A 23089-nucleotide genomic window follows, 5' to 3' on the forward strand; every position below is an offset into this window, starting at 1 on the left:
CTCGGATCGATCTGTCGGCGAACGGTTCTCACCTATACAGTACTTCTGAACGCCAACTCGTGTACTCATCGACGGATTGCTCCAACTCGCCGACGACCGACGCGACGGGTCGCTGCGCAAGAGTGTTGTGTAATTCTTACAAATTGAGGGTCGGACGACGAGGGCTCGCCGCCGGGTCGTGGTCGGCTACTCCTCGTCGAGCGACAGCGCGTCCGTCGGACACTCCTCGACGCAGGCGGCACACTGGAGGCAGTCGGCGTGGTCCACGACGCCGTCGACCTCGCGGGTCGATCCCTCGAGACCGCCCGGCGAGAACACGTCGCCGTGGTCCGTGACCTCGCCCTCGGCGTACTGTCCCGGACGGATCTCCTGTCGGCAGACCGTCCCGCAGCGGCCGCAGCTCACGCAGGCGTCCGCGTCGACCTCGACGCGCGGCGCCGGATCGCGACCGAGCGCCTCCGCGACGCGGTGGACGGCGTGCGAGAGCGTCCCGGCCGGGCAGATCTGACACCAGGCCCGCTGGTGGTACACGACGCCGAGAACGACCGCGACGAGCGTGCTGACGCCGAGCATCGTGAGGAACGGCACGCCGAGCGACCCGCCCTGCCGCCACGCGGCGTACAGTCCCGTCCCCAAGAGTCCGAACGCCGTCAGCGCCACGGCCGCGCGGGTCAGCGGATGCTTGAACCAGTCCGGCGTCCGCTTTCCACGGCTGAGCAGGCGGACGTAGCCGTCGAGCAGGCCGCCGCGCGGACAGAGGTGATTACAGTAGAACCGGCCGCGGACGGCGCCGACGCCGACCGCCGCGGCGGCGCAGCCGACGACGCCAACCCTCGCGACGAGGGGGTACCAGAGCGCCGCAGCCAGCAGTCCGACGAAGGCGACGCCGAGGTAGCGCTGCGCGCGTCGCCGTCGTTCGATCGAGCCGTCGTCGACCGGCCGCTGGCGGATCGTGTCGAGCCCCCGCTTGTCGAACCACGGCTCCCCGTCGCGTACCCGTCGGACCCTCTCGACGAGTCGCTTCGTTCGCTCACCGGCCGTCACCGACCGCGCCCTGTCCACGAGTTCGCTTGCTCGGTCTCGCAGGCTCATCTTCGACGCGAACGATCCTGTCCGGCGCGTCAAACTTAGTAGTTTGGAAAAAACACAATTCTACACAAGACTACTGTGCCGTGCCCCTCGTCCGTCGCGACTTCGGCCCGTCGCGAGGTTCGGCGGTCACCTCGTCCGAGGAGGGATCGGGTCCGCCCGGCGGACCGGCTGGTGGCGCTCGGCGAGGCGCCGGAAGTTCTCGAATATCTGCCTGCTCGCCCGCGCCGCCTCGACGGATTCGTCGGTAATCCCGTCCAGCACGGAGCGCTTCCGCTCGTCCGGGAGGTCTTTCCCCTCAGTCACCCAGACCGCCGTCTCGCGGTCGTACTCCGGATGGAACTGTATCCCGTAGCTACTGCCGATGCGGAAGGCCTGAACGCCGAAGCCGTTGCGTGCGAGCGTCGCCGCGCCCGGGGGAAGTTCGGCGACGCGGTCGGAGTGCGTCTCGAAGCTGGTGAACCGCTCCGGGAGTCCCTCGAACAGCCGGTCGTCGCCGAGGCGCACGATCCGCTCGTATCCGAGTTCGTACTCCCCCATGTCGACGACGCGACCGCCCAGCGCCTGCGCGAGGAACTGGTGCCCCCAGCAGATGCCCACCGTCGGCACGTCCGCCCGGTGGACCCGACGGATCCACTCCGTCAGCTCGTGGATCCAGTCGCGGTCGTCGTACGCCGAGGTCTGCGACCCGCTGACGACGACGCCGTCGAACCGCCAGTCGGACGCCGACACCGACGGCGGGAACTCGCCCTCGCTCGCCTTGTAAACGACGACCTCCGCGTCGAGTTCCCGACGGAGGTTCGACTCCGCGGGCGTCTCCCCCACCGACGCATCGATCACTGCGAACGTTACGCTCATCTGTCTACCGAGGCGCACTACGGTCAAATTACTTTGTGTGTAATGTACTATACACACACTATCGATGCTGGCCCGACGAGAGCCGGCGGCGCTCGCTCGGTATCGGACCGCGACGGCGAGACGCCGGCCGCTCAGATGAACTCCGCGACCGCTTCACGGAGAGAGCGTCCCTCACCGACGACGTCGCGCCGATAGTGCATGTAGACCGCGCCGAGCGGGGGCTGGATAACGTACGCCAGCGCGATCGGTAACACCGCCCCGGAGGGCACCGCGTCCCCGGCGACGACGATCGCCAGCGCGATCGACAGGTTTCGCATGCTGGTCGCGTACACGAGCGCGACGCCCCGTCGCGGGTCGAGCAGCGTCCGTCCGGCGACCGCGGCGACGCCGAGGACCGCCGCGTAAAACACTACCAGCGGAACGACCGTCACCGCCGACGCGACGGGGTCCGCGAGGATCTGACCGGACCGCATCGTCATCGCGACGAACACGATCAGCATCACGCCGAGCGACGACAGTCCGCCGAACAACGGCTTCAGGCGCTTGAAACCCGCCGTGGAATACCGACGGAGCAACAGCCATCGAGTGACCGTCCCGGCGGCCATCGGGACGACCACCACCTGCGCGAGCTGTCGGTACAGCGCCGAGGGGTCGAACCCGATGTCGGCGGGCACGAGCACGGACAGGTACGCCGGGAGAATCACGATCGCCGCTAACAGGTTGACCGCCATCGCGACCAGCGCCGCCTCGAGGTCGCCGTCGGCGAGGCCCGTCCACGCGGCGGTCATCCCGGAGGTCGGGATGAGCGCGATGAAGTACAGTCCGACGGCGTACTCTATGTCGCCGCCGAAGAAGCCCCGAGAGAGGGCGACCGCGAACAGCGGCGCCGCGCCGAAGTTGATCAGCAGGCTCAACCCCACTGGACCGGCGTGGTCGCGGACGTTGATCACTTCCCGGAGATCGATGTTGATCATCATCGGGTAGATCATCAGGAACAGGATCGGGACGACCGCGGCCCGGAGGACCGCTTTCGTCCCCGAGCCCGCGACCTGGCCGAAGGCCAGCCCGGCGACCAGTGAGGCGACGACGACGTAGATGAGGTTCTCCTTGATTCCGGTGAGGAACGGGCGTATCATCTGATGGACGTGGACGGTTCGTAATGCGGGCGCTTGCCGTGCCGATACGCTCTCTTCCGTCGGGCGGGCGTTCGCTCTGTCATCTCTCGAGCATCCGGTCGGCCGGCCGCCGACGCCTCCGGCCGGCTTCGGGACTCTATACGCGATAACGCACGACGCAACCAAAAATGTATGATATACACAATTCTAATGCGGCCGGACGGAACGACCTCGGTCGCGACTCCGTCCCCACATTTCACAGCCAAACGCTACTGTCGCTCATTCATCGAATATATGGAGCGCCGATCTCCGGGAACAGAGGCGAACGGAGAGATGTGCGATCTATCCAATCACACGCCGGTGATCCGCTCGTCGGAACCGAATACGGAGTCGGTCCGACCCCGCGAGGGCGTCGATCTCGGGGTCGCGACCGAGGAAGGAGCCGTTCGTCGATTGACCGCGCGCCGCCCGCGTGGCTTACATGTAGCCGAGGTCGCGCAGGCGCTCCATCAGGTCCTCCTTGTCCTGGGCGCGGCCGGCGCGCTCGGTCGTGTCCTCGAGGTTCTGGAGCCACGCGGGCTCCTCTGTCGTCTTCTCCGTACTGACCTCGCTGCCGAGCGAGCGGAACCCGGCGAAGTACTTCGGCGAGATCGGGACGTCCTCCCGACTGACGCCCTCGGGGAGGTCGTCGTCGGCCTGCGGGATGTACCCCTCGTCGGGGAACGCCTCGACGGTGTCCGGCACGACGAAGTTCCAGAAGGCCTCCCACACGTCCGCCTCGGCGAACTGGAGGATGGGCTGGATGCGGTCGTGCGGCGGGAACAGGTCGGGGTCGTGGCGCGGCGAGAAGAACGTCTCGTCGGCGCGGGCCTCCTGTTCGTCCCAGCGGACGCCGGAGATGACGCCGTCGATGTCGTGTTCCTCGAGGGCGTCGTTGAGCGCGACCGTCTTCAGCAGGTGGTTCCCGACGTACGTGTCGAGCAGGAACGGGAACGAGTCCTCCTCGAATTCCAGGATCTCTCGGATGTGGTGCTGATTGTGCTCCGAGAGCGCGTCGACGGGAATGTCGTCGCCCGGCTCCAGGCCGTGCTCGTCGACGTAGGCGCCCACGTCCTCGTTGCGGGCGTAGACGAGGTCGATCTCCCACTCGTCGGCCCAGTGCTCGACGAAGTCGGTGATGTCGTCGAAGTGCTGGAAGTGGTCGATGAACACCGCGGTCGGCTTCTCGTAGCCGTACTCCTCGGCGACCTGGTTGATGAAGTACAGCGTCAGCGTGGAGTCCTTCCCGCCGGTCCACATCACCGCCGGGTTGTCGTACTGTTCGAGGCCGCGGCGGGTGACCTCGACCGCCTTCTCGATCTTGTGCTGGATCGACGGGTAGTCGTCGGGGGTCTCCCCCTCGCCGTCGGTGTAATCGACGTCGACGCTCGCCGGGAAGTCGTCGCTCATACGGCGTAGCCGTCGCCGCCGAGACGAATAGGCTTTCTGAATCGCGGCCGCCCGGAGGGAGCGCCGACCGGGGCGGTCGCCGCCGCCGTCCCGCGGAACACAAGGGATATGCCGGGCGCCGCGGAAGCACCGGACATGGGTCTGTTCGACCGGCTCCGCGGCGAGGACGACGGGCGCGTCGTCTTCCTCGGCATCGACGGCGTACCGCTCGACCTCGTCGAGGACCACCCTGACGTCTTCGAGAACCTGACCGACATCGCGGCGGCGGGCTCCGGGGGGCGACTGGAGAGCATCGTGCCGCCGGAGTCGAGCGCCTGCTGGCCGAGCCTCACGACCGGCGTGAACCCCGGCGCGACGGGCGTATACGGGTTTCAGGACCGGGAGCGCGACTCTTACGAGACGTACGTCCCGCTCGGGCGCCACGTGAAGGCGACACGGCTGTGGGACCGCGTCACCGACGCCGGCCGCGACGCGACCGTCCTCAACGTCCCCGTTACGTTCCCGCCGTCGACGCGGATCCAGCGGATGGCCTCCGGCTTCCTCTCGCCCGACCTGGAGTCGGCCGCGAGCGACGAGTCGGTCCGGGAGACGCTCGACGGCTTCGACTACCGGATCGATGTCAACGCCAAGCTCGGCCACGACGACGACAAGACCGAGTTCGTCGAGAACGCCCACGCGACCCTCGACGCCCGGTACGAGGCCTTCTCCCACTACCTGGCGGAAGACGACTGGGACCTCTTCTTCGGCGTCTTCATGAGTACCGACCGCGTGAACCACTTCCTGTTCGGTGACTACGTAAACGACGGCGAGTACGCCGCGGAGTTCCTCGAGTTCTACCGGAAGCTCGACGGGTACATCGGCGACATCCGCGACTCGCTCGACGACGACACTACCCTGATCGTCGCCTCCGACCACGGGTTCACCGAACTGAACTGGGAGGCGAACTGCAACCAGTTCCTCGCCGACGAGGGGTGGCTCTCCTACGAGGACGACGACCACGACTCGCTGACGGACATCGACGACGAGACGCGCGCGTACTCGCTCATTCCCGGGCGATTCTACCTCAACCTCGAGGGGCGAGAGCCGGACGGCGTCGTCCCGGAGTCCGAGTACGAGGTGACGCGCGAGGAACTCATCGACGACCTCGAATCGCTCACCGGCCCCGACGGCCGACAGGTGTGTAAGCGGATCGTGAAAGGCGAGACCGTCTTCGACGGCGACCACGACGACATCGCGCCCGACCTGGTCGTCATCCCCGCGGACGGCTTCGACCTCAAGTCCGGCTTCGGCGGGAAGGAGGCCGTCTTCACCGAGGGCCCGCGCAACGGGATGCACAAGTTCGAGAACTCGCTCCTGTACGCGACCGACCCCGACCTCGACCTGTCCGACGCGAACCTCTTCGACGTGACCCCGACCGTCCTCGACCTGATGGACGTCGAGGTCGAGACCGAGTTCGACGGCGAGAGCCTGCTGAGCTAACCGGTATCCCGGAGTGGACCGTCCGCCGCGTCGCCGTGGGCGGCTCTGACGACCGTCAGACGCGCTCGGTCGGCCGCGAACACCGCAGGCAGAGGATCCCGGTTCCGGCCCAGTTCACGTGGTTCGACCCGCAGTTCGGACACCGGTGGTTGTCGTTGTCGTACTCGGTCGTCCCACGGGGCGCCGCGAGGTGACCGTCGTCGACCGCGCGCTCGACGAGCCCGGCGAAGCGCTGTCTCTTGAACCGAGCGCGGCCCGCGAGGAACTCGCCCGGGCGGCTCGGGTCGTCCCCGTGGATGTCCTCCCATTTGATCGCGATCTCGCCGTCCGCCTGCCCCCGCGCGACCTGCTTGATCGTCGCGGCCGCGGCCTCGAAGAGCGGCGTCGTCGCGAGCGCCTGCGGGGAGTCGACCTCGGCGCCGGCGGCCGCGTACCGCTCGGCCGCGTCGTCGTACGCCTCGTCGGCGCCGCCGAGCCCGCCCGCGACCCGGAAGTCGGCCACGAACTCCGCGAGGCAGGCGCCCTGTCCCGGGTCGGTGAGGACGGTCTCGAAGTCGCGCGCTGCGGCGATCCCCTCGGCCGCGCGTCGGGTCGCGCGTTCCTCGGCGCCGGCGACGCGATAGGCGACCGCCGCCGCGAGCAGTTGCTGAACCCCCTGGCCGACCCACCCCTTCTCGTCCGGTTCGAAGGGGTCGCGGTCCGGACGGGGATCCGCGAGGACGCGTCGCCCGCCGCGGGTGTAGCGGTTCCCCGCGCGCCCGTACTCCCGGACCGCCAGCGCGTCGACCGCCGCGTCGTGGTGGCCGCCGTCGTCGGTGTTCACACGCGCCGTACGGGCGGCGGCGGGTTACGCCTGACGGGCGGCGAGCGGCGCCCGCTGACCCCCGACCATACTTCCCTGCGGGCGTCGAACCGTTCGTATGGAGAAACCGGACCGCGCTCCGCAGTCGGCGTCGGAGTCGTCATCCGAGTCTCCGTCGGCGTCGGAATCGGCACCGGGGTCGATGTCGGAATCGGCACCGGGGTCTTCGTCCACCAGCAGTCGCGCCGAGTGGCTCCTCGTCGCCGCGCTGCTCGCGGTCCCGATGGCGGTCGTCCCCGGCGACTCGACCCCGACGCTGGTGAGCCTCTGGGGATTCGTGACGCTCGGCGGCGACGCCGGGGGACTCGGCGTCGGCGGGTATCCGGTGTGGGCGTACTTCCTCGACCAGCCGCGGCCGTTCGCACGGCTCCCGCCGTCGATCCGGGCGTGGCCGCTCGCGGTGGGCTTCCACCTGCTCGCGACCGGGAGCGCCACGAGCGGGGTCGCGATCGGACGCGAGGACCGCCGGGTGACGGGCGGCCTGCTCGTGCTCGCGGCGGCCGCGACGCTGTGGGTGGCGGCGGGGCTCGGCGTCCGGTTCGGCGTCGGCGCGACCGCCGGCTGGTTCGCCGTCCTCCCCGCGGGTGCGGTCGCGACGCTCGCCGTCGCGGTCGGTGCGTACGCGGGGGACCTCCGGCGAGTGGTCGTTCGCTGACCGCGATCCGGCGACGGCCGCCGACCTCCCGCGTCCGCTCCCCGGCCCTTTATCAGCTCGTGCGTGGTTTCGGACCGCATGACGACGCTCGTATCGGTCCTCTCCGTGACGACCGTCGCGGGGCTCGCGACCGGTCTCGGGGCGCTCCCCGTCTTTTTCCGGGCCCGGGTGACGCATCGCGTCTACGACGCCGCCCTGGGACTGGCGGCCGGGCTGATGGTCGCCGCCAGCGTGTTCGGCCTCGTGATCCCCGGCATGGAGGAGGGGACGCTCCGCGCGGTGATGGCGGGAGTCCTCCTCGGCGGCGGGGCGTTGCTCGGCGGGAACTACCTCATCCCGCACCTCCACGCCGAGTATCGGGAGTGGTTCGCGGAGGGCGGCGCGACCGCCGACGACGCCGCGGTGATGGAGCCGCCGGCCGAAGACTCGCTCGTCGAGCCCGACGAGGGGACCGAAGGGAGCGGCCCCGCCGGCGAGGGACCGACCGACGAGGGGAAAGGAATCCTCGCCGAGCGCGAGTCGTCGCTCCGGAAGGCGCTGCTCATCGGCGGGGCGATCACCCTCCACAACGCGCCCGAAGGCCTCGCCATCGGCGTCGCGTTCGCGTCCGGCCTGAACGAGGTGGCGCTGTTGCTCGCGGTCGTGATCGGCCTCCAGAACGTCCCGGACGGGTTCGCGTTCGCGGTGCCGATGGCCGAGACGGGCATGTCGAACCTCCGGGTGGTCTGGTACACCACCCTCTCGGGGGTCGTCCCGCAGGTCGTCGCGTCCGTCTTCGGCTACTCGCTCGTCGGGCTCGGGTCCGGGCTGTTCCCGTTGTCGTCCGGGTTCGCGGCCGGGGCGATGCTCGCGGTCGTCTTCCGGGAGCTGATCCCCTCCTCGCACGGCCACGGGCACGCCGACGCCGCGACCGGGGCGTTCCTCGTGGGGTTCGTCCTCCTCGTCGTCGTCGACGCCGTCGTCGTGGTGTGAGCCGCACGGACGCGCGACGCCTTTTCAACGCGCCAGTCCCTGCCTCCGACCATGTCCACGACCGTGTCGACGCCCGAGGGCGACGAGACCTGCGCGTACTGCGGCTCGCGGATCTTCGACCACGATCCGATCTGCGTGCGCGACTGCGACGACGGCTGCGGCTCGCCGTCGTACTTCTGTAACTACGCGTGCCTCGCGGCGCACGTCGACGAGAACGACCTCACCGCGGGGAACGCCTGCGAGTGGTCGCCCGGGGAGTAGGAGGACCGGTCTGCGAGGGGTCCGTCCTCACTCGTTCCGCGGGCTGCTCGGGTGGTAGTCGGTGTCGTACTCGCCGGGGTTCCCGTCGACGCGGTCGGGGTTGATCCGGCCCGCGAGCAGCATGAAGTCGAGGACGGTACAGTAGAGCATCGCCTCGACGACGGGGACCGCCCGCGGCGGGAGGACCGGGTCGTGGCGGCCGACGACCTGGATCTCCTTCTCCTCGCCCGTCTCCCAGTCGGCGGAGCGCTGCTTCTTGGGGATCGAGGTGGGCGCGTGCCACGTCGCCTCGCCGTAGATGGGTTCGCCCGTGGTGATCCCGCCCTGGAGCCCGCCGTGGTCGTTCCCCTCTGGGACCGGGTCGCCCTCGTCGCTCTCGACGTGGTCGAACGACTCGCCGTCGTCGAACGTCCAGTCCTCGTTGCGCTCGCTGCCCGTCACGTCGACGGCGTCTTTCCCGAGGCCGAACTCGACGCCGGTCGTGGCCGGAATCGAGAACATCGCCTGCCCGAGCCGGCTCGGGAACCCGTCGAACCGCGGGGCGCCGAGCCCGCGCGGCACGCCGCGGCACTCGAAGTAGATCGAGCCGCCGATGGAATCGCCCTTCTCCTGGTACGCCTCGATCAGCTCCTGCATCTCGGCGGCGGCCTCGGGGTCCGCGCAGCGCACGTCGTTCTCCTCGCTGCGTTCGAGCAGCTGCTCGAAGCTCACCGCGTCGGCCTCGACGTCGCCGATGCGGTTGACGTGGCCCTTGATCTCCACGTCGTACTCGGAGGCGTCGAGGACCTGTTCCGCGACCGCGCCGGCCGCGACCCAGTTCACGGTCTCGCGGGCGGAGGAGCGCCCGCCGCCGCCCCAGTTGCGCGTGCCGAACTTCGCGGAGTAGGTGTAGTCGCCGTGCGAGGGGCGCGGCGCGGTGACGTACGGCTCGTACTTCCCCGAGCGCGCGTCCTTGTTCTGGATCACCATGCCGATCGGCGTCCCGGTGGTGTAGCCGTCCTGAACGCCGGAGTTAACGACGACCTCGTCGGGCTCGCCGCGCGAGGTGGTGATCATCGACTGCCCCGGCTTGCGCCGGTCGAGCTGCGTCTGGATCGCCTCCTCGTCGAGCTCGACGCCCGCGGGCACGCCGGAGACGGTGACGCCCATCGCGTCGCCGTGGCTCTCGCCGTAGGTCGTCAGCTGGAAGAGTCGGCCGAACCGGTTCCCGTTCATACCGGTACGTGTGGCCGGGGGCATATAGGGGTTGCAATCCGCGCAACGGGTCTCGGTCCGGCGGCTGCCGGTGGCGGGCCGCTGACGGGTCGCGGCCGCGCCGCGGCGCGGCGGCTCGGCGGCTCGGCGCGCGACCGATGGGGGTATGTAACGGGACCCCGTTGGTCGGAGCGTGCGCGATCGACTCACCTCGGACCTCGGCGTGTACGCCCTTTCGGGCCTGTTCTCGCTCGTCGTCTTCGTCCTCGCACTCGGCATCCTCTCGCGGACGCTCCCCGACGGGCTCGCGAGCCGACAGCTCGGCGGCCTGATCGTCGGCTACCTGTTGTTCGTCGGCGTCTACACGACGGCGTGGTTCATCTACACCGGGATCGACAGCCGCGAAGAAGTCTGACGGGGCGTTTCGGTCGCCTCCCGGTTCCGCTTCCGGACGCCCGGATCCGCCTGCCGAACCGTTTTCACGCCGCCGCGCGACGGGGCGCGTATGAGTCGAGACACCATCGCCTTCGACGTCGACGACCGCGGGGTCGCGACGATCACGATCGACCGACCCGAACAGCTCAACGCGCTCACCGTCGAGACGCTCGAAGCGGTCGAGGGCGCGCTTGACGAGGCGGCCGACCGCGACGCCCGCGTCCTCGTGATCGCCGGCGCGGGCGACGAGGCGTTCGTCGCGGGCGCGGACATCTCCTACATGGTCGATATGTCGACCCCCGAGGCGCAGGCGTACGCCGAGCTCGGCCACCGCGTCGCGGAGGCCATCGAGACGTTCCCGGCGCCGACGGTCGCCGCGGTCGACGGCTACGCGTTCGGCGGGGGCTGCGAGCTCGCCTTGGCCTGCGACCTGCGGGTCGCCGCCGAGAGCGCGGTGCTCGGGCAGACCGAGATCGACCTCGGCATCATCCCGGGCTGGGGGGGCACGCAGCGGCTCCCGGCGCTCGTCGGCGACGAGGTCGCCCGCCGGTTGATCTTCCTCGGCGAGCGGATCGACGCGGCCGAGGCGGCCGAGGTCGGGTTCGTCGGCGAGGTCGTCGCCGACGCCGAGTTCGACGACCGGATCGACGAGCTGGCCGGGGAGCTGGCCGCGAAGCCCGCGACGGCCCTGCGCGCCGCGAAGGAGGCGCTGAACGCGGCCGGCGAGGGCGCGGGCGCGACCGGGCTCGCCCTCGAACGCCGGGCGTGGGCCGGTCTGTTCGGCACGCACGACCAGCGCGAGGGGATGGAGGCGTTCCTGGAGAAGCGCGAGCCGGAGTTCGAGTAGGACGAGGCTCGAACCGCAGTGGTTGGCGCGCGCCTCCGAGCGGCCGCCGAAGGCGGCTGCGAGGAGCACGCGCGAGGGAGTCGCGAACGCCCGCAGGGCGTGAGCGACGAGGCTGGGAAGGCGTGAGGTGCGGAGCGGTGCTGTGCTGGGCGGGGCTCAAAGGGGCAGTCGCGAGGACGAAGACGCGCGACGCAAGCACTGGAACGAGGGAGCGCCAGCGACCGAGTGAAGCGCACAGCGAGCGCATCGAGTCCTCGCGACTGGGGCTTTGGCGGTGTTGGCTGGAGCGTCATCGCTCGTCGCGTGCCGTGTCCTGTACCGTGCGATCGAGGTTCACGGAATCGGGGGATCGCCACGCTTTATTAATCCGCCCGAGTACCCGCGACATGGACCAGTTGCGGCAGTCGCTCCTCGACGCGCCGATCATCGAGAAAGGCGAGTACCAGTACTTCGTCCACCCGATCAGCGACGGCGTCCCCATGCTCGAACCGGAGCTGCTCCGGGAGATCGTCATCCGGCTGATCCGGAAGGCGGACCTGGAGAACGTCGACAAGATAGTCACCCCCGCGGCGATGGGGATCCACATCTCGACCGCGCTCTCGCTGATGACCGACATCCCGCTCGTCGTCATTCGCAAGCGCCAGTACGGCCTCGACGGCGAGGTCCCGCTGTTCCAAGAGACAGGGTACTCCGAGTCGGAAATGTACATCAACGACGTAGAGGCGGGCGACCGCGTGCTCGTCTTAGACGACGTGCTCTCGACGGGCGGCACGATGAAGGCCATCCTCGACGCGCTCACCGACGAGGTCGGCGCGGAGATCGTCGACGTCGTCGCCGTGATCAAGAAGGCCGGCGAAAACGAGCTCGACGACACCGACTACAACGTGAAGACGCTGATCAACGTCACCGTCGAGGACGGCGAGGTCGTGATCGTGGACGCGCAGGGCGACGAATAAATAACCGCTGTCGGTGATGCGGGAAGCGCCGCGAAGGCACCGGCCGCTTGTTTATAAATTACTGCTCGTTCGGCGAACGTCTCCAAAGCCCCAGCCGGGAGGCGCGCGCACGCTCGCTGCGCGCTTCACTCGGTCGCTTACGCTCCCTCGTTCCAGTGCTTGCGTCGCCTGCGCGCGCCTCCCGGCTGCCCCTTTGAGTCCCGCCCAGCACAGCACCTCACACCTCCCCAGCCTCGCGGCTCCCTCCGCGTCGCTCCGGTCGCCGCGTCCAGCGAGGGACCGTCGGTCTCTCACTACTCGCGCCCTGCCGGGCGCTCGGAGGCGCGCGCCGACCGCACCGCCGCGGTCAATTATAAACCCCGCGCCGTCCCTCGTCGCTGCCGGGCGCGGGCGTCTTTTGTGTCGCGGCCGCGAACGGGGAAGCGAACATGACCAGCGCGCTGTTCGTCGTGAGCGAAGAGGGGTACTGGGCCGAGGAGTGTATCGAGCCGCTGACCACGCTCGAATCGGAGGGCGTCGACGTGACCGTCGCGACCCCCTCCGGGTCGCCGCCGGTCGTCGACGAGCGCTCGCTGGACCCGGAGGCCGCGGGCGGCGAGGAGGTCGTCGCGGAGTACCGCGAGATCGACGCGGAACACCCCGAACTGACCGACCCGGCGCCGGTCGCGACGGTCGACGCCGCGGACTACGACGCGGTCGTCTTCCCCGGCGGCCACGGCACCGTCTGGGACGTGAACCAGGACCGCCACGCCCGACAGCTGCTGCTCGACGCGGTCGCGGGCGAGGATGGCGTCGCCCTCGTCGTCTGCCACGCGGTGGGTATCCTCGCGTTCACGAACGAGGCCGACGGGACGCCGCTCGTCGAGGGACGCGCAGTCACCGGATTCCCGAACGAGTGGGAGGCGGACATCGTCAACGAGGACGACGTGATGCCCGACGGCCGGAAGCTCCCGTACTGGGTCGAAGACGAGGTCGTCCTCGCGGGCGCCGACTTCGACGCCGAGCTCGACGCCGACGAGAGCGTCACGGTCGACGGCGACCTGATCACCGCCCGCGGTCCGGGCTCCTCGTCGGCCGCGGCCGCGACGCTGCTCGACGAGCTGTAGGCGCGCCGCTCTGCGGTCGCGGCCCGCCCTCTCCCGCTATCGGATCACGAACGCCGGCTCCTCGATCCGCTCGCTCCTACACTCGGGACACCGCGACGGGTCGTTGACCGGGTCGTCGAAGCCGTCGAACCCGCAGTCGCGGCAGGTCGGCGGCGCGACGAGGAACTCCTCGTCCGCGCCCCCGCCTCCGTCGCCGTCGGGTCCGTCGCCGTCGGTCACCGACCGCGAGACGTGTTCGAGGTGCTCGTACACGACGGGCGTCGGCAGCGACAGCGTCTCCGCGAGGTCGCTCGCGGTCCGGGGATCCTCGCGGAGCGCGTCGGCGATCCGCTGGCGGGTCGTCTCCATGGGCGGGATTCGACGGCGACGAGCAAAACCGTCCGGGATCGCGACGCCGAGCCGAGGCGTCAGCGGCACGCGCGACCGCGACCATGACACGGGCACAAGAGGTATGTCACCGGGGTGAGAGGGAGTGGGTATGAAAGCCGTCGTACTCGCGGGTGGCTACGCGACCAGACTGTGGCCGATCACCGAACACCGGCCGAAGATGTTCCTGCCGGTCGGAGAGAACACCGTCATCGACGAGATATTCGAGGACCTGGAGGCGGACGACCGCGTCGACGAGGTGTTCGTCTCGACGAACGAGCGCTTCGCCGACACGTTCGCTGAGTACCTCGCCGACAGCCCCTTCGAGAAGCCGACGCTCTCGGTCGAGGAGACGGTCGAGGAGGACGAGAAGTTCGGCGTCGTGGGGGCGCTCGAGCAGCTCGTCGACCGCGAGGACGTCGACGACGACCTGATCGTCGTCGCCGGCGACAACATGATCAGCTTCGACCTGGCGGACTTCACCGATTTCTTCGAGGACAAGGGCACCCCGACGCTGGCCGCCTACGACGTGGGCGACCGCGAGCGCGCGAAGTCGTACGGGCTCGTCCAACTGGACGGCGACGAGGTGATCGACTTCCAGGAGAAGCCCGCCGACCCGCAGTCGACGCTCGTCTCCATCGCCTGTTACGCGTTCCCCGCCGAGACGCTCCCGAAGCTCACCACCTACCTCGCGGACGACAACAACCCGGACGAGCCGGGCTGGTTCCTCCAGTGGCTCCAACAGCGCGGCGCGGTCCACGCGTACACCTTCGACGGCGCGTGGTTCGACATCGGCACCGCCGACAGCTACCTCGACGCCGTCGAGTACGCGCTCGACGGCGAGACGCTCGTCGCCCCCGACGCGACCGTCGAGGGGAGCGACCTCGGCGACGTCGTCCACGTGATGTCGGGCGCGACGGTGACCGACTCGACGCTCGAGCGGGCCGTCGTCTTCGAGGACGCGACGATCACCGACTCGGAGGTCCGCAACTCCGTGATCGACACGGGTGCCGTCCTGGAGGGCGTCGACCTCACGGGCGCGCTGATCGGGTCGTACACCTCGATCACCGAGGGCGACGACTTCTAAGCTGACTCCGCGGTTCGGGCGTCCTTTCCTCCGAATTCCGGTTCCGACCCCGCCAGTCTGTACCGGACCCGTCAGTCCGTGCCAGCCAACTCAGTCCGTGCCAGCCAGGTCAGTCTGTGCCAGTCCGGTCAGTCCGTGCCGGCCTGCTCGTGCGTGTGGTGGTAGCAGTCGAGGACGGGGTCGCCGTCGTCGGTCGCGGGGTAGAAACACACCCGCTGGTAGCGCTCGTTGTCCAGCAGGTTCGCCACGAAGCCGTCGGCGTGTCGCGAGACCGAGTCGTACGGGTCGCCGCAGGCGGGGCAGTTCGCCGGCGGGTCGTCGGGGACGTACATGCGGCGCGGTCGTCGGTGGTACGGCCGCGAGCGGGAAAACGACCGCGCCGAACGGGGATTCTTCGAGGCCGTCGGTCGAGGGGCTCAGGACCCGTTCGAGCCGTCGCCGCTCCCGCCCTCCACGCCGAGCGCGTCGAACAGCTTCCGGCGGACCGCCTCCTCGGTGAGGTGGAGCAGCGTGTCGCGGTTCTCGCCGCTCGCCTCGATGCCGGTGAAGATGCCGAGCGGGATCTCGAGCGACCCCTGCGTGGAGTGGCCGGCGGCGTCGCCCATCTCCGAGAACGCCTCGTCGAGGACGTTGCCGATGTTCAGCCGGATGTCCTTCGAGCGCGCGGCGAGGTAGATCTTCTCGTCGGCGATGCCCAACACGGCCGTCGTCGTGATCCCCTCTAAGTTGAGGAGGTGTTGCGCGGCCTGCGCGAGCGCCTCGCGGTCGCGGATGAACCCGGCGGTCGAGAAGAGGTGACTCCCCTGGACCTCGCGGTTCTGGATCGCCTCCGCGAGCACGTCCAGGGTCTCCGGGCTCATCGACGGCGACTCCACCTGTTCGAGCGTGTCGTGGTTCGCGAACGGGTGGAGGTACGCGGCCGCGGTCAGATCTGCGGGCGTCGTGTCCCGCTTGAAGTCCAGCGTCTCGGCGCGGATCCCGTAGAGGAGGGCGGTCGCGACCGCCTCCGAGGGCGACTGGTCGAACTCCTGGAGGTACTTCGTGAGGATCGTGGACGTCGAGGAGACGTTGGTGCGCACGTCGACGAAGCGCGCGTCGAACGGCACCTCCGACTCCAGGTGGTCGAGGTAGACGTCGATGCCGACGCCGAGGTCGAGGTCCTCGGCGGCGGCCTTCGCGAGGTCGACCGCGGCGACCGTCTCGTACTCCGAGAGCGGCGGCGCCTCGGAGCGCGCCAGCAGGTCGATCCCGAGGAGATTGACGAACGCCCGGTTCTCTTGGTGACCGACGTCGCCCGAGTAGATGATGTCGGCGTCGACGCCGAACGCCTCGGCGATCGCCTGGAGCGCGGTCGCCGAGGCGATCGAGTCCGGCTCCGGGTTGTCGTGGGTGAGGATCGCCATCCGGTCGCCGCCCTCCTCGATGATCTCCGCGAGCTGGCGGGCCATGTACTCCAGTTCGCCGGTCTCCAGCGACTGGAGCGCGCTGTCCGCGATCACCGTCGAGGGGTTGATCACGACGTCGGCGCCGCGCTCCCGCAGCTCGTCCTCGCTGACGGGGTCGGAGGCCCGGACGACGACGTAGTGGTCGCCGCCGGTGTCGCGTATCGCGGAGACGGCCGCCTTGTTGGCCTCGACGTCGCTGGAGAGGATCAACACGATATCTCGGCCGTCGAGTTCGTCGACGACGTCGGGCTCGGCGATGTCCTGAACGCGCGCGTTGAGGTCCTGATCGCGGAGCGCCTCGACCCGGCTCTCGTCGCGGTCGAGGATGAGGACGTCCTTCCCGCGCTCGGTCAGTTCCTCAGCGACGGCGTGCCCGACGCTCCCACAGCCGAGGATGGCGTACCGGGTCCGCGCGGATCCGGATGCCCCACTACTCATTGAAGGGATTTCCGCGGCACGACACTTAACGAGTGCGCTCTCGCGGCCCCGCCGGGCCGGAACCGGGTGCCGCCGCGGCGGCCGCGCGGAACGGTCTCTGTGCCGCCGTCGTCACGGAATGAAAAGGTCTTTTAACTCGACAGCGGTACGATTCAGTGAGGGCCGGTAGCTCAGTTAGGGAGAGCGACGGACTCTTAATCCGTCGGTCGCGTGTTCAAATCGCGCCCGGCCCGCTCCTCATATAACCGTTTTCCACCTTCTACTGACAGGTTTCGGCACTTTAGCGCCGGGACAGGAGGTGGCGGCATGAGCAGTGTCGAGCGGCAGATCGACGTCGACCTCGACGCCGATGAAAACGCTGCTCAGGCGGTCTTCGAAGAACGCCGAGAACTACAGATCTCGGAACTCTTCAACGCGAACGGAGAGCTGCGGCTCTGGCAGGGTAGTGCGGGCTGGAGCGGCTACGTTCGCGAAGAAGTCGAAGGCGAGCCGGTCTACTACTCGGTGAACACGCGGTTCGACGAGGACGAGTGGATCTCCAAGATCCGCTGTGGGGATCAGGCAGTCCGCGATGCGATCCGGAGCCACATCGAGGACAGGCACGCAGGTGGCGTCGGGAACTTCGTGAAGAGGTGTTCCCCGCCATGAGCGCCGAGACTGGCGTCGAGGAGCTTCGCGAGCAGATCGCGAACCGTCTCGGCGAGCCGGATCAACTCCAGTTCCCGAGCGGATGGACCACGTCGACGAGCTGGCGGCGAGCGCAGGCAGCGCCGTCGCAGATCGGCTCGGTCAACCCGGCTGAGTTCGACGTCCTCCTCGGCCGCGAAGACGACGAGAGCGCGCTTTCGAAGCACCGCGTGCTGTTCGCGGTCTACGAGGGAGATCTCGTCGCCGAGTGCGACTGCGACGGTCACCGTTTCCGGGACTGGTGCGCTCACGTCGCGCTGCTCTGGTGGAAGTGGAGCCGCGAGCAGCTCGGCGTCACCGACCTCGACACCGGTGAGACGTACCTCTCGCCGCCCTGGTGGTTCTCGGTCGACGATGTCGAGGCCGACCGCGCCGACGCCGACGCGAGCCAGCCGGTCGCGGCCGACGGAGGTGTCGAACGGTGATCTCCGTTTCGACTGTTTCGAGTGGAACAACTGGAGCCGAGTCTGTGTTACAAATCGGATCGGCTGTAACACAGGATATTCTCGGCTCTTCGGACGAATCGAACGCTCTACCCTCGTTTCTGTGTTCTGTAACACAGGTACGGGGGGGCGGAGAAAACGGCGCCCTCGTGGCGCACCCGAGCGTGTGTCCGCGAACAGCAGGCGGCGCGCGCGCTGGTGCGCATAATGCGGCCGCTCGGGCGGTCGCAGGCGAGGGGGGTGAGCGTCGATGAGCGACGACGTCCACGCGACGGTTCGGTTCAGGGACGCGGACCTCGTCGAGGCACTGGAGGCGGCCGAAGAAGAACACGGGTCGCGGTCCGAAGCGATTCGGAAGGCCGTCGCGACTGCCTACGGCAGCGGCGACGGCGCCGAGTCGAGCGACGACACCGGACTGCCGGTGAAAGCGCGTGACGCCCACCGGAAGCTCGTCGAGTGGGCCGGAATCGGCGGGCGACTTGAACTGAATACGGCGGAGTCGGTGCTGGCAAACCACCTGAACATCCAGAAGGAAGCGGTTCGGAAGGTGGCGCTCCAGCCGCTGAAGGCGAACGACGCAGTCGCGCTCCACCAAGGCCTTCACGAGGTGACGCTCGTAGTCGGGCGCCTCGACGGGAGCGAGATCGAAGCGGCCGAGCCCGCGGCGTCGACATCGTCGGGGGAAGCGGTCGCGGACGGCGGCGAAGCGAGCGACCGACTCGACGAGCTGGCCGAGGCCGGCGCGGAGGTGGCCGATGGCGCGTAGCGAGCGCGTGGTCGGCGCGGCCGAGAACGTCGACATGCGCGGCCCGTCCGAGCCCGAACCCTACGAGGTCGACGTCGACGAGCGGCGAGTCGTCTCGGCGTACTGCTGTACGTGCGAGGCGACGACGACGATGCTGCTAGAGGTCGGCGACGACGATCCCTGGGAGCACGACGAGAAGCACGCGAGCCACGTGGTCGACTACTGGAGGGAAGCATGAGCGTCGACGAGACGCCGCAGGAGGCGGCGCCGGAGCAGCCGACCGTGCTGAACGTCGAGATCTCGGGCGACCGGATGCTGGCGAGCGCGGAGCGCGGCGACATCAGTCTCGTCGTCGAGGCGCCCGCGGGGACCTCCGAAGAAGAGCTCGCGGCGACGCTTGACGACGTCCCGGAGAAGATCGAGCGGACGGCGGACCTGTTCACTGGGGGTGACCGGTGATGTCGGCCGCGCGATTCGAGACGAAGGCCGGGAGCGGCTCGGGTGCGGGCTACGAGCGGTGGCGGTCGTGGGAGTACCGGCCGTCGACCGACCGCGACGGGAAAGAAGACGTGTACGTTCCGCACCACCGGCTGCTGGCGATCGTCGAGTGCTACTCGGTGTCGACGCCGCTGTGGGCGATCTTTGCGGACCTCGACGGCTCGGACGTCCACCACGAGAACGGACTGAAGTGGGACAACCGAGGCGAGAATATCGAGGTTGTCGACCACGGCGAACACGCTCGGCGTCACGCGACGACGGCGTCGAAGACACCGACCCCGGATGCGGGTGGGGACCTGGAGGTACCGGCTGATGACTGACGAGACTACCAACGAGACCATGAGCGACACTACCGACGACAGTGAGGACTACGGCGCGGGAGTTGAACAGGGCGCGTCACTAACCGATAAGCTGTCAGTGGTCGGAATCGACTCAACCGACTGGGGAGACCTCGAACGCCGAGAGACGACCGTTAACGTGGAGTACCTCAAGCAGGGTCTCGAATTAATAGAGACGCTCGACTGGGAGAAGGTGGACATTTGCCTCGTTGACCCACCGAATGGCGACGATGACAAGAACCCGGACAGCCCGCTGCTGGCGCTTCGTCCGGACGCACCGTTCTTCGGCAATCGCGACAACGCCGCCGTGGTCGTCGCGCCGGTTAGCGGACCCGGCCGTGGAGCAAACGATGAGTGAGCAACAGAAGCGGGAAGATCCGCAGTTCACGACGGACAGCGTCGACGATCTCGCCGCACTACTCGGTCGCGCGGCGAACTGGGCCGAGCGTGACTGCGCCGCCGACGTGATCGCGGCGGAGCTTCGCGACGGCCAGGAGTTCGTCGAGGTCGAGCTTCAGGCGGACGAGCCCGAGCTGGCGACCGACGGCGGCACCGAGACGTTCGACCCCGCCGACTACGACAGCGTCCGCGAGGCGCTGCGCGAGGCGCCGGCCGGCTACGGCGTGGAGTCGGTGATCGACTACTTCGATCCCGTCAGTGAGGGCGGCCACGAGGTCGATGTCGATGTCTGAGCAGGACGACGGAGAGATTCCGCAGCCGGTAACGTTCCCTGCCGGCGGGACCGCTGGCGGCGTCGAGTGTTCACGCTGCGGCGATCCCGCGAGCCGGAGCTACGAGGGCGTTGACAACCTCGACCTCTGCGAAAGCTGCTTCGACGAGTTCCGGGGGTGGGCCTCCGATGCCGAATGAGCGCGCGGAAGACGCCGATGGAGTTGATCGGTCTCAGTCGAACCGGAAGGTCTCGGCGTTCCCGTACATCGGGAGTAAGACGTTCCTCGCGCCGTGGATCGTTGAGAACCTCTGCGATCATGAGACGTTCGTGGTCCCGTTCGGCGGTGCTGCGGGAGTGCTGCTGAATAAGCCGCGGAGCCGCGCCGAGATTTTCAACGACCGCGACGAGTACGTGGTGCGGTTCTTCGAGGCGGTCCGAGACCGTCCCGAGGAGCTCGCCAAGGCCGTCCGCGACATCCCGTACTCGCGCGGTCTCTACAACGAGTGGTCGCGACAGTTCCGCGACCCCGAGCAAGACCTCGGCGGGGATCTCGTTGAGGAAGCAGCGCGGTGGGTGTTCCTTCGGTACGCCAGCTTTTCCGGGCGCTACGGACAGCGAGCCGGCTTCGCGACGGATACCCCGCGGAAGGGGCCGCAGAAGTCTGAGATATGGGCTCGCGTCCCCGGACGGATACAGCGTCTCCGTGACCGGTTCAAGGGCGTCGCGATCGAATGCGGCGACTACTCTGAGCAGTTCGAGCGGTACGACGACGACGGCGTACTGTTCTACTGCGATCCGCCGTACACCGAGGAGAAGGACAACTACTACCGCGGGCCGCTGTTCGACCACGGGGGCCTCGTCGAGACGCTTCGGTCCGTCGACGGCGAGTGGATCGTCTCCTACTCGGAACCGCCGGAGGGGCTGGAAGACCTCGCGACGGCTGTGGTCGAGCGGAGTTACAACCGATCGGCGTCGCTCGACAACAGCGACAGGCCGGAGCGACTGTTCTGTTCCTACGATCCGTCGACGGCGAAGATGTGGTCCGGACTCGGTCAACAGACGCTCGCCGCGACAGACGGAGGTGAGGCCGGTGCCGAGTAACGCCGACGATCAATTCGGAGACGGAGCCGATCGCGAGCCTCGCGACGGGGAGAGCTACGACGGCGCCGGCCACGTCCGTCCGGTCCCGGCAGGCGTGCCGATGACACCGGAGGAGGACCGATGAGCCTCTCGAAGACGGTCTATACGGCCGAGCGGGCAGACGTCGAGGCGGACGGAAAGCACGTCCGCATCCTCAAGCGGGTCGAGGGCCCGCACGCCGAGCTGCGCGACAACCTTCCCTCGCACGTGGCTCGCCTCTCTGACGAGCAGGCCCGGCGGCTTCGGGACGATCTCAACGAGGTGTTGAGCAATTGACTGAGGGAACTGACCGCTGGAACGAAAACGACATCCACGACGGAGAGCGCTACGCGAGGTCGCCGCTGACGGATGCGTATTACCGCGTGACACGGTGGGAACGTATCGACGAGGAGAAGATCCGAGCCATCGGAAAGACAGAAGTGGAACGTGAGGACGTGCCCAGCGAATGGCTGGAGGTGTTAGACGATGCCAAAATGGACTGACTGCGTGAAGATACACGAGAACTGTGGCGGTATCGTCCGTTGGATCGAAGCGATCGATCGCCCCGGCGTCGGATGGACCGGGAAGTGTACGCACTGCGGCGAGCGTAACATCGTCGTCGAGCGGATGATCCCGGTCCGGGGACTCGACCACAGCGAAGCGTTCCAACTCTCTACGGACCAACTTCGCCAGCTGGAGTGGGACGAATCCGACACGTGGAGACACAACCAGAAGCGACTCGGCAAGGAGGTTGAAGCACTGTGAAAGACGCTGTAGTAGTGTACCGCTGTACTGAGTGCGGCAAGGAGTCGGTCTCGGTCGGCTGGCTTCACGCTCACATTGAGGCCAAACACACCGGTTTTGGCCCGTTCAACATCATCCCCAATCCGTTCGCGATCGGGAACTTCGACAACGACATGACGATGACCGAGGTGCTGAGCGCCGAGGACCCGGAGCGAGTCGGACTCGACGAGGTTGATGATGTCGCGTGAGGGATCTTCGGGCGAGAGTACGCACAGGGGCCACGATCCTGAGCGCTATGAAGACACGTCAAAATCGCCTCCGAAGGTGGATACGAGAACTTGTCTCCACTGCGGTGAGGCAATCCCGAAAAACAGGTGGCCGGTCCACGTCGGTGTCTGTGAGGCCGCAGATGAATAGTGAGCAAGATACGGATGAAGTCTGGCGGAGCCAGACAGCTGGTTCCTACTGTACCGAGTGCTGGATCTAAGAGGCGACACCGACGGCACGATTATTTTTTTATGATTCAGTCAGACGGATAGGTATGGGAAAGAAGGTTGTCGAACTGAAAGAATCGGATGACGAAGTGTTCGACGAAGAGCTGAACAAGAGGATATCCGAACACGAAGCTGACGGATTCGAATTAGTCGACCAAGAATTCGCTACTCACTTCGATCCGCAGCTGAACCGCCCTTACTCATCTGCGCTACTGACGTTTGAGAAGTAAGTCTCTATTCGCTGTATTTGGTGTCCGACTTTTCATTATTGCTGAGACCGATTATTGGGTATGAGCGACGATCGCACGTTCACGTGTGCCGAATGCGGTGCCGAGGTATCTGGAGACACAGAATCGACGCCAAAGACGTTCAAATTTCATGTGAAAGCGAACCATAAGGGCCAGCTCCAACAAGCGGATGGCAGGCGAAATAGGCCATATCGCGAATTCCTCTCACGAGCGGATATTGATATGATTCGTGGAGATGATGTTCCAATATAACTCTCTGTTAGGTCAGGATGAATCTACAACGTCTGTGTAGCTTAACTGATAGTGCCCTACATTATCTTCAACATCAATCAGGAACTTGATCTCGATAGATTTGCTCTCGGAGACATCCGATTCAAGCTGATCAATGCCTCGGGTTCCGAATCGGATTACTGCTTCAGCTGTCGAATGGGGTGCTGTGTTGAATAGCGATCTAATCAGCTGTTATCACGGAGTAGAAGGACGAAG

Annotated in this window: 33 protein-coding genes and 1 tRNA gene; 25 read left to right on the forward strand and 9 right to left on the reverse strand. The window is 67.6% G+C overall.

Annotation, left to right across the window (positions count from 1 at the left end; all coding sequences use genetic code 11):
- Positions 1 to 186 precede the first annotated feature (186 nt).
- From EXE42_RS06885 to EXE42_RS06900, 4 genes are all read right to left on the reverse strand, one after another.
- A complete protein-coding gene (locus EXE42_RS06885) occupies positions 187 to 1092 on the reverse strand; it encodes a 4Fe-4S binding protein (RefSeq protein WP_137706176.1) in 906 nt (301 codons plus the stop codon).
- Positions 1093 to 1218: 126 nt separating this feature from the next.
- Positions 1219 to 1947 carry a type 1 glutamine amidotransferase gene (locus tag EXE42_RS06890; RefSeq protein WP_137706177.1) on the reverse strand — a complete coding sequence of 243 codons (729 nt, stop codon included), beginning with the start codon at positions 1945 to 1947 and terminating at the stop codon, positions 1219 to 1221.
- 131 nt (positions 1948 to 2078) lie between these two features.
- A complete protein-coding gene (locus tag EXE42_RS06895; RefSeq protein WP_137706178.1) occupies positions 2079 to 3083 on the reverse strand; it encodes an arsenic resistance protein in 1005 nt (334 codons plus the stop codon).
- Between the two features lie 456 nt (positions 3084 to 3539).
- The gene (locus EXE42_RS06900; RefSeq protein ID WP_092921922.1) at positions 3540 to 4511 is read right to left on the reverse strand and encodes a phosphoadenosine phosphosulfate reductase family protein; all 972 of its coding nucleotides are present in this window, start codon (positions 4509 to 4511) and stop codon (positions 3540 to 3542) included.
- Positions 4512 to 4646: 135 nt separating this feature from the next.
- Between EXE42_RS06900 and EXE42_RS06905 the strand changes: the two genes are divergently transcribed.
- A complete protein-coding gene (locus EXE42_RS06905) occupies positions 4647 to 5990 on the forward strand; it encodes an alkaline phosphatase family protein (protein WP_137706179.1) in 1344 nt (447 codons plus the stop codon).
- Positions 5991 to 6045: 55 nt separating this feature from the next.
- Here EXE42_RS06905 and EXE42_RS06910 read toward each other — a convergent pair whose 3' ends face one another.
- Complete coding sequence (locus EXE42_RS06910) at positions 6046 to 6813, reverse strand: hypothetical protein (protein WP_137694566.1); 768 nt, start codon at positions 6811 to 6813, stop codon at positions 6046 to 6048.
- A 97-nt stretch (positions 6814 to 6910) separates the two neighbouring features.
- On the opposite strand from EXE42_RS06910, the gene EXE42_RS06915 reads away from it, so the two are divergent.
- The 3 genes from EXE42_RS06915 (at position 6911) to EXE42_RS06925 (ending at position 8740) form a co-directional block, all read left to right on the forward strand.
- Positions 6911 to 7507 carry a TIGR04206 family protein gene (locus tag EXE42_RS06915; protein WP_092921929.1) on the forward strand — a complete coding sequence of 199 codons (597 nt, stop codon included), beginning with the start codon at positions 6911 to 6913 and terminating at the stop codon, positions 7505 to 7507.
- Between the two features lie 78 nt (positions 7508 to 7585).
- Positions 7586 to 8479: a ZIP family metal transporter gene (locus EXE42_RS06920; RefSeq protein ID WP_137706180.1), complete on the forward strand. Its 894-nt coding sequence runs from the start codon at positions 7586 to 7588 to the stop codon at positions 8477 to 8479.
- Positions 8480 to 8530: 51 nt separating this feature from the next.
- Complete coding sequence (locus tag EXE42_RS06925; protein ID WP_092921933.1) at positions 8531 to 8740, forward strand: hypothetical protein; 210 nt, start codon at positions 8531 to 8533, stop codon at positions 8738 to 8740.
- 27 nt (positions 8741 to 8767) lie between these two features.
- Here EXE42_RS06925 and aroC read toward each other — a convergent pair whose 3' ends face one another.
- The gene (gene aroC / locus EXE42_RS06930; protein ID WP_137706181.1) at positions 8768 to 9955 is read right to left on the reverse strand and encodes a chorismate synthase; all 1188 of its coding nucleotides are present in this window, start codon (positions 9953 to 9955) and stop codon (positions 8768 to 8770) included.
- 172 nt (positions 9956 to 10127) lie between these two features.
- On the opposite strand from aroC, the gene EXE42_RS06935 reads away from it, so the two are divergent.
- From EXE42_RS06935 to EXE42_RS06950, 4 genes are all read left to right on the forward strand, one after another.
- Positions 10128 to 10349, forward strand: coding sequence for a hypothetical protein (locus tag EXE42_RS06935; protein WP_092921938.1), 222 nt, complete (start codon positions 10128 to 10130; stop codon positions 10347 to 10349).
- Positions 10350 to 10439: 90 nt separating this feature from the next.
- Entirely contained in the window at positions 10440 to 11216 is a 777-nt protein-coding gene (locus EXE42_RS06940; RefSeq protein WP_137706182.1) for an enoyl-CoA hydratase/isomerase family protein, read from the forward strand.
- A 386-nt stretch (positions 11217 to 11602) separates the two neighbouring features.
- Positions 11603 to 12172 carry a hypoxanthine/guanine phosphoribosyltransferase gene (hpt, locus tag EXE42_RS06945; RefSeq protein ID WP_092921944.1) on the forward strand — a complete coding sequence of 190 codons (570 nt, stop codon included), beginning with the start codon at positions 11603 to 11605 and terminating at the stop codon, positions 12170 to 12172.
- Positions 12173 to 12600: 428 nt separating this feature from the next.
- Positions 12601 to 13278, forward strand: a complete 678-nt coding sequence (locus tag EXE42_RS06950) for a type 1 glutamine amidotransferase domain-containing protein (RefSeq protein ID WP_092921947.1) — start codon at positions 12601 to 12603, stop codon at positions 13276 to 13278.
- Between the two features lie 36 nt (positions 13279 to 13314).
- Here EXE42_RS06950 and EXE42_RS06955 read toward each other — a convergent pair whose 3' ends face one another.
- Positions 13315 to 13626, reverse strand: a complete 312-nt coding sequence (locus tag EXE42_RS06955) for a transcriptional regulator (RefSeq protein ID WP_092921950.1) — start codon at positions 13624 to 13626, stop codon at positions 13315 to 13317.
- 130 nt (positions 13627 to 13756) lie between these two features.
- Between EXE42_RS06955 and EXE42_RS06960 the strand changes: the two genes are divergently transcribed.
- A complete protein-coding gene (locus tag EXE42_RS06960) occupies positions 13757 to 14731 on the forward strand; it encodes a sugar phosphate nucleotidyltransferase (protein WP_137706183.1) in 975 nt (324 codons plus the stop codon).
- A gap of 128 nt (positions 14732 to 14859) precedes the next feature.
- Here EXE42_RS06960 and EXE42_RS06965 read toward each other — a convergent pair whose 3' ends face one another.
- Both EXE42_RS06965 and EXE42_RS06970 read right to left on the reverse strand, forming a co-directional pair.
- Positions 14860 to 15063 carry a hypothetical protein gene (locus EXE42_RS06965; protein WP_092921956.1) on the reverse strand — a complete coding sequence of 68 codons (204 nt, stop codon included), beginning with the start codon at positions 15061 to 15063 and terminating at the stop codon, positions 14860 to 14862.
- Positions 15064 to 15147: 84 nt separating this feature from the next.
- Positions 15148 to 16614 (reverse strand): DHH family phosphoesterase, encoded by a 1467-nt coding sequence (locus EXE42_RS06970; RefSeq protein ID WP_137706184.1) that lies wholly within the window; start codon positions 16612 to 16614, stop codon positions 15148 to 15150.
- Positions 16615 to 16773: 159 nt separating this feature from the next.
- Here EXE42_RS06970 and EXE42_RS06975 point away from each other — a divergent pair.
- The 16 genes from EXE42_RS06975 to EXE42_RS07050 all read left to right on the forward strand — a co-directional run bounded on the left by EXE42_RS06975 (position 16774) and on the right by EXE42_RS07050 (position 22585).
- Positions 16774 to 16847: transfer RNA gene (locus EXE42_RS06975), tRNA-Lys, on the forward strand.
- A gap of 73 nt (positions 16848 to 16920) precedes the next feature.
- Positions 16921 to 17262 (forward strand): hypothetical protein, encoded by a 342-nt coding sequence (locus EXE42_RS06980; protein WP_137706185.1) that lies wholly within the window; start codon positions 16921 to 16923, stop codon positions 17260 to 17262.
- On the forward strand, positions 17259 to 17726 hold the full coding sequence (locus EXE42_RS06985) for a hypothetical protein (RefSeq protein ID WP_241988346.1): 468 nt from the start codon (positions 17259 to 17261) through the stop codon (positions 17724 to 17726). The genes EXE42_RS06980 and EXE42_RS06985 overlap by 4 nt, the downstream gene beginning before the upstream one ends.
- A gap of 268 nt (positions 17727 to 17994) precedes the next feature.
- The gene (locus EXE42_RS06990; protein ID WP_137706187.1) at positions 17995 to 18510 is read left to right on the forward strand and encodes a hypothetical protein; all 516 of its coding nucleotides are present in this window, start codon (positions 17995 to 17997) and stop codon (positions 18508 to 18510) included.
- Positions 18500 to 18727, forward strand: a complete 228-nt coding sequence (locus tag EXE42_RS06995; protein WP_137706188.1) for a hypothetical protein — start codon at positions 18500 to 18502, stop codon at positions 18725 to 18727. The genes EXE42_RS06990 and EXE42_RS06995 overlap by 11 nt, the downstream gene beginning before the upstream one ends.
- Positions 18724 to 18948, forward strand: a complete 225-nt coding sequence (locus EXE42_RS07000; protein WP_137706189.1) for a hypothetical protein — start codon at positions 18724 to 18726, stop codon at positions 18946 to 18948. The genes EXE42_RS06995 and EXE42_RS07000 overlap by 4 nt, the downstream gene beginning before the upstream one ends.
- Entirely contained in the window at positions 18948 to 19307 is a 360-nt protein-coding gene (locus EXE42_RS07005) for an HNH endonuclease (protein WP_137706190.1), read from the forward strand. Before EXE42_RS07000 ends, EXE42_RS07005 begins: the two co-directional genes overlap by 1 nt.
- The gene (locus EXE42_RS07010) at positions 19300 to 19683 is read left to right on the forward strand and encodes a hypothetical protein (RefSeq protein WP_137706191.1); all 384 of its coding nucleotides are present in this window, start codon (positions 19300 to 19302) and stop codon (positions 19681 to 19683) included. Before EXE42_RS07005 ends, EXE42_RS07010 begins: the two co-directional genes overlap by 8 nt.
- A complete protein-coding gene (locus EXE42_RS07015) occupies positions 19676 to 20017 on the forward strand; it encodes a hypothetical protein (protein ID WP_137706192.1) in 342 nt (113 codons plus the stop codon). The genes EXE42_RS07010 and EXE42_RS07015 overlap by 8 nt, the downstream gene beginning before the upstream one ends.
- The gene (locus EXE42_RS07020; protein WP_137706193.1) at positions 20010 to 20195 is read left to right on the forward strand and encodes a hypothetical protein; all 186 of its coding nucleotides are present in this window, start codon (positions 20010 to 20012) and stop codon (positions 20193 to 20195) included. The genes EXE42_RS07015 and EXE42_RS07020 overlap by 8 nt, the downstream gene beginning before the upstream one ends.
- Positions 20185 to 21099: a DNA adenine methylase gene (locus EXE42_RS07025; protein ID WP_137706194.1), complete on the forward strand. Its 915-nt coding sequence runs from the start codon at positions 20185 to 20187 to the stop codon at positions 21097 to 21099. Before EXE42_RS07020 ends, EXE42_RS07025 begins: the two co-directional genes overlap by 11 nt.
- A 120-nt stretch (positions 21100 to 21219) precedes the next feature.
- On the forward strand, positions 21220 to 21414 hold the full coding sequence (locus EXE42_RS07030; RefSeq protein ID WP_137706195.1) for a hypothetical protein: 195 nt from the start codon (positions 21220 to 21222) through the stop codon (positions 21412 to 21414).
- Positions 21411 to 21620, forward strand: coding sequence for a hypothetical protein (locus tag EXE42_RS07035; RefSeq protein ID WP_137706196.1), 210 nt, complete (start codon positions 21411 to 21413; stop codon positions 21618 to 21620). The genes EXE42_RS07030 and EXE42_RS07035 overlap by 4 nt, the downstream gene beginning before the upstream one ends.
- Positions 21604 to 21882: a hypothetical protein gene (locus EXE42_RS07040; RefSeq protein ID WP_137706197.1), complete on the forward strand. Its 279-nt coding sequence runs from the start codon at positions 21604 to 21606 to the stop codon at positions 21880 to 21882. Before EXE42_RS07035 ends, EXE42_RS07040 begins: the two co-directional genes overlap by 17 nt.
- The gene (locus tag EXE42_RS07045) at positions 21879 to 22109 is read left to right on the forward strand and encodes a hypothetical protein (RefSeq protein WP_137717966.1); all 231 of its coding nucleotides are present in this window, start codon (positions 21879 to 21881) and stop codon (positions 22107 to 22109) included. Before EXE42_RS07040 ends, EXE42_RS07045 begins: the two co-directional genes overlap by 4 nt.
- Positions 22110 to 22402: 293 nt before the next feature.
- A complete protein-coding gene (locus EXE42_RS07050) occupies positions 22403 to 22585 on the forward strand; it encodes a hypothetical protein (protein ID WP_137706199.1) in 183 nt (60 codons plus the stop codon).
- Positions 22586 to 23089 lie beyond the last annotated feature (504 nt).

Origin of the sequence: Halorubrum sp. SP3 (genome assembly GCF_005435195.1) — an archaeon.
Taxonomy (GTDB): domain Archaea; phylum Halobacteriota; class Halobacteria; order Halobacteriales; family Haloferacaceae; genus Halorubrum; species Halorubrum sodomense.